5 protein-coding genes and 1 pseudogene are annotated in these 4365 nt (G+C 72.2%); 1 reads left to right on the top strand and 5 read right to left on the bottom strand.

Annotated features, from left to right (window positions below):
- Nucleotides 1-164 precede the first annotated feature (164 nt).
- The 4 genes and pseudogenes from ACF08W_RS35040 to ACF08W_RS35025 form a co-directional block, all read right to left on the bottom strand.
- Nucleotides 165-372 (bottom strand): annotated as a pseudogene (locus ACF08W_RS35040) (VOC family protein); the annotation flags it as partial.
- Between the two features lie 117 nt (nt 373-489).
- Nucleotides 490-2100 (bottom strand): VWA domain-containing protein, encoded by a 1611-nt coding sequence (locus ACF08W_RS35035; protein ID WP_392281769.1) that lies wholly within the window; start codon nt 2098-2100, stop codon nt 490-492.
- A gap of 20 nt (nt 2101-2120) precedes the next feature.
- Nucleotides 2121-3320: an AAA family ATPase gene (locus ACF08W_RS35030; protein ID WP_385213555.1), complete on the bottom strand. Its 1200-nt coding sequence runs from the start codon at nt 3318-3320 to the stop codon at nt 2121-2123.
- A gap of 331 nt (nt 3321-3651) precedes the next feature.
- Nucleotides 3652-3786 carry a hypothetical protein gene (locus ACF08W_RS35025; protein ID WP_385213958.1) on the bottom strand — a complete coding sequence of 45 codons (135 nt, stop codon included), beginning with the start codon at nt 3784-3786 and terminating at the stop codon, nt 3652-3654.
- Here ACF08W_RS35025 and ACF08W_RS35020 point away from each other — a divergent pair.
- Nucleotides 3733-4170, top strand: a complete 438-nt coding sequence (locus ACF08W_RS35020) for a hypothetical protein (RefSeq protein WP_392281771.1) — start codon at nt 3733-3735, stop codon at nt 4168-4170. The two genes, ACF08W_RS35025 and ACF08W_RS35020, sit on opposite strands and share 54 nt — an antisense overlap.
- A 38-nt stretch (nt 4171-4208) precedes the next feature.
- On the opposite strand, the gene ACF08W_RS35015 is transcribed toward ACF08W_RS35020, so the two are convergent.
- The coding region (locus ACF08W_RS35015; RefSeq protein WP_392281770.1) for a transposase at nt 4209-4365 on the bottom strand (157 nt) is incomplete at its 5' end.

The following is a 4365-nucleotide window of genomic DNA, read 5'->3' as shown; positions in this document are numbered from 1 at the left end:
CTGTTCGGCAGGAACGTCCCGCCAGCTCACGCTCTTGCACAGCACGTAAACGATGCCCCGCAACGCAGCCCGGTCATCCGCCGGCAACCGCCCGGACGGACGCGGCCGGCAGTCCGGCACCCGTCCACCGCAGCAGGCCGTACAGGGACTGGGTGGCTCCCGGCATGAAGCGGGAGCTTCCGCCCCGGGGCCTCTGCCGGGACCGAGGACGAGGGTGGGCTGCGGACCGCCGGAGCCCGCGCCGGGCAGCCCGATCTGGATGCCGTCGTCCTCCCGGTCGAGCTCGACGTAACCGAGGACCTCGCTCCAGAACGCGGCGAGCCGTTCGGGGCCGGCGGCGTCGATGACCAGTTCGCTGATGCGGCATGCCATGCCCGGCCGTGTACGGAGGCGCTGTGGGCGGAGCCGCTTCCGGTCGCCCTTGGGGGATGCCCTCCGAGGGTCACCAACTCGGCTTACAGAAAAGCGCGTTGGTATTTACGGAAGGGGTCAGATCACACGGAACAGGTCGGCCGCCGCGTGGACGTCGGTGAAGTCCTCGACGGAGCGAAGGTTGTCGCACAGCGCCTCCAGGACCGAGCCCGCCTCGGCAGCGTCCGGGGCGCCGACGGCCACGCCGAAGACCCGGAAGCCGAGCCGGCGCTTGGAGTCGTTCCAGCCGCGCATCCACTCCTCGGTGACGCCGCATTCGTCGTCGGTGATCATCACGATGTCGCCGCGTGTGCGGGCGGCGTCGTTGAACTCCGCCTCCAGCAGCTCGCCGGCGGCCGACAGCGGTGTCTGATAGCTGGTGCCGCCGCCGAGGAAGGTCTCCGCGAAGTCGAGTACCCGGTCGATCCCGGCGGCCTGCCCCGCCGGGAAGCGGAAGACCTGGATCTTGTCGGCCGCGGAGAACAGGATGCCGACGAAGTCGCGTCCGGCGTGGCGGGCCTGGTCCAGCAGTGCCAGGGCGCATGCCTTGGCCCATGCCTCCCGGGTCACCCCTCCGGGTCCCGCCGCGTACATGGAGTGCGAGGTGTCCACGCACGCGATGATCGCGCCCCGGCCGGTGGTCCGCTCGCCCTGGCTGTCGTAGAGCATCAGCTCCCCTGCCGCGTAGCGCGCGGCGAACACCGCGCGCAGCGCGGGCACGCCGAGGCCGGCCAGCTCGGAGGGGATCACCCGGGACAGGTCGTCGCCGAGCGTCACCCCGACCAGCTCCCCGGTGGCGTTCTCCACCTTGCGGGCCCGCTCACCGGCGGCCATCTGCCGGAAGCGGCCGATCAGTTCGGCCCACTGCGCGAGCCGGCTGTCGCGCAGCCGCTCGGCGAGCCGGGTGCGCCGGTCGAACGGCATCCGCTCCAGCTCGCCGGGACCGACCCCCCAGGCCCGCATCAGCGCGGCCTCCTCCCGCGTGGCATCGACGGCCTTCGCCACCCCGCTCCGTGCGGCGGAGCCGATGCCGGGGACCGCCGCAGCCACGGCCTGCGTGGTGTCCAGGGCTGCCTGCCGCCCGGCTGCCTCGGCCGCCTCCACCGCCCGGTGCACGGCGTCGGCTGCCGGGTCCGGCACGGCGCCGTCGTCACCGGCCTCGTCGGCGGCCCGCCGGAGCGCCTCGCCCACGGCGGCCGCCGCGGTCTCCGCGGCCTGCCGGGACCTCGCCGCCTGCTCCGCCCGCTCCCCGGCCTGGCGGGAGCGGGCCAGCATCTCGCGCAGCGCGGAGGCCTGGGCGAGCACGGCCATGGCGGCGGCGTAGGGGTCCTGGGCCGTCTCCCGGTGCAGTCCGGCGTACCCGGGCGACTCCATCAGCGCGCCGACCACCTGGTGGTTGACCAGCCGGGAGGGCGTCATCTCCTCGCGCTCGCGCAGCCGGGGACCGGCCTTGTAGGCGGCCAGGAACACATCGGTCAGGAGGTCGGCGGTGCCCTCGTGACGCAGGCTCAGTTCCGCTGCCAGTTCCTGGAGTCCGGCCGACTGCGCATAGGTGTCGAGCCAGGTGGTCCGGTCGAACCGGTCCGCGACCACGGCCCCGCTGTGTGCTTCTGGAGCGGTGGACGACAGCCCCAGCCATCCGCCCGCCAGGCTTGCCAGGCCGTCGAGCCTGTTCGGTGTCGTATCCATGGCCCTGGCCGCCCCCGGGTTCAGAGCTGAGCCTGCGCCATGCTCGCGTCCATGCCGAGTGCCTCGGTGAGAACGCGGGCGCGGACGGCGCGCTGGCGGCCGGTGACCCGGTCGATGGCGCTGGTGGAGCGGCCCGCGCCCGCCGCCTCCTCGCGCAGCTTCTCCAGCCGCTTGCCCGCCATGGCCAGCTTGTTGTGGGCCTTCTTGATGACCCAGTCGCTCAAAGCCTCGCGCGACTGTCCGGCCATGGCGTCGAGCTGGGCCTCCAGCTCGTCGATGACGTCGGCCAGGTCGAGCGCCTCCTTGGCGTCCGGGTTGACCAGGTGCAGCACCTCCCGCTCCACGATCGGGCGTTGGGCGGGGGAGTCCCACAGCACATGGGTCAGCACCGACAGGTCGGTCTCGGCCACCGCCGGGCGGCCGTCGAGGTAGGCGGAGGCCTGGAGCAGACCCACCGCCTGCCGCCAGCGGCGGTCGGACGCGACGAGTTCCTTGCGGCGCAGGGCGGCGCGCAGGGTGCACAGCGCGTCCACGACCGCGTCGGGGACGGCCACGGCCGGGACGGCTTCGGTCACGGCGTGCCGCAACGCGGACAGCTCGACCGTCGTCCGTACCGGTGCCGCCGGACGGCTCACGGCGGAGCGGACCAGTGCGGCGAAGTTCGACGGGTCCTCCAGATAGCCGACCTCGATCCGCACCAGCAGCCGGTCGTAGATCGCGGCCGTGTCCTCCCCGGAGGGCAGTTCGTTGCTCGCCGTGATGGCGCCGATCAGAGGGCAGCGGATCGGTTCGCCGCCGTTCTCCGGGTGGTAGATCCGTTCGTTGAGAAAGCCCAGCGTCTCGTTGAGCGCCGCCGTGGAGCACTTGAATATCTCGTCGATGAACGCGATGTGCGCGGTCGTGGCACGGCCCTCGAGCACCTGGCGGTACTCGCCCCGGGCCAGCGCGGCGACGTCGACGGGCCCGAACATCCGCGTCGGCGCGGTGAACTTCGACAGGAGGATCTCCCAGTAGGCCGCGCCCTCGACCCGCCCCGTCAGCTCCCTGGCCAGTTCGGACTTCGCCGTCCCGGGCGGGCCGAGCACCAGGGAGTGCTGCCCGGCCAGCAGTGTGACGACCAGCGTCCGCACCACGTCGGCCCGTTCGTAGAAGCGGTCCGACAGCTCATCGCCGATCGCCCGTAGTCTCCTGGCCGTGTCCTGCGCGTCCTGTGCGCCCATGTCCTACTCCTCGCCTGCGACGCCCTGCCGGGCTGCCGCCCAAAATACGTTTCCCCGCCGAGCCCGGTGACAGCCCCTCCCGGCCGGACGTCCGCCCCACCGCTCCGTCCCCGGGCACCTGCTGTTCGGCCTCGACCACATCCCGCTCTACAACCCGCGGCGCCGACCCGGCAGTCCTCCTCGCCTCACGACCGGAACCCGTCCGGCGGGCTCACCCGCTCACGGGCCAGCCGGCGCACCTGCGCACGAGCGCCCGCCGAGGGAGTGCGGCCCTCCCAGTGCAGATGCGCGTTCACGCGCGGACAGCGTGACCAGTCGGCGCCGCAGCGCGTCATGCCTTCTGGCGCAGGGGATGGGCAGTGATGACGCCGTGGATCGGCTCACCGATCACCCCGAGGTCGAGACCCTCGTCGTGCCCGTCGGCGGCGGTGGCCTCGCGGCCGGGACCGCCACGATCGCCAAGCACCTGAACCCTGGCATCCAGGTCATCGGCGCGGAACCGGAGGAAGGCGCCGACACCCTGCTGTCGATGCGCTGCGGCCGGTGTCGGGCAAGCCCGCGTCGGCGAGGGTGGACAGCTGCACCGCGTGCTCGATGCCCTCCGCCCACCTTCGCGTACCGCCGGACGTACGGCGACACCACCCGCAGCTCCTCCAGCGTCGGGGAGAGGTCCTCGATCGTGCGGGCGCACATCTCGCCCGCACGGACGCCGGTGTCGGAGACGACCGCGCCGACCGCGAGCGCGCGATCCGCCGCACCCTGGCTACCCGACGTAATGCCACGGCGCCGCGAACGCGGGACGGCCCACTGCCCGTCAGTAAGGCGTCGAAGCAGGTGGCGGCAGATGTGAGACATATGCAGCCGATGTGGTGCTACTTACTGATCGTTTCAGAATGAAGTTCGGAGTCGTCTCAAACAGATGATGCTGCAGGCGAGTTGGAGTAGGCCAAGGTGAAGGTCGGCGCGTATCTCGTAGCGGATCCGGAGCCGCTTGAACTGGTGGAGCCAGGCGAATGCGCGCTCGACGACCCAGCAGGTCTTTCCC

It is taken from the genome of Streptomyces sp. NPDC015144 (genome assembly GCF_043079735.1).
Taxonomy (GTDB): domain Bacteria; phylum Actinomycetota; class Actinomycetes; order Streptomycetales; family Streptomycetaceae; genus Streptomyces.
Note: the sequence above shows the minus strand (reverse complement) of the source record. Positions and strands in the feature narration are given on the sequence as shown.

Bases quoted from the DNA above. Each gene is read 5' to 3' on its own strand.
- ACF08W_RS35035 (WP_392281769.1), bottom strand. From the start codon at position 2,100: ATGGATACGACACCGAACAGGCTCGACGGCCTGGCAAGCCTGGCGGGC.
- ACF08W_RS35030 (WP_385213555.1), bottom strand. From the start codon at position 3,320: ATGGGCGCACAGGACGCGCAGGACACGGCCAGGAGACTACGGGCGATC.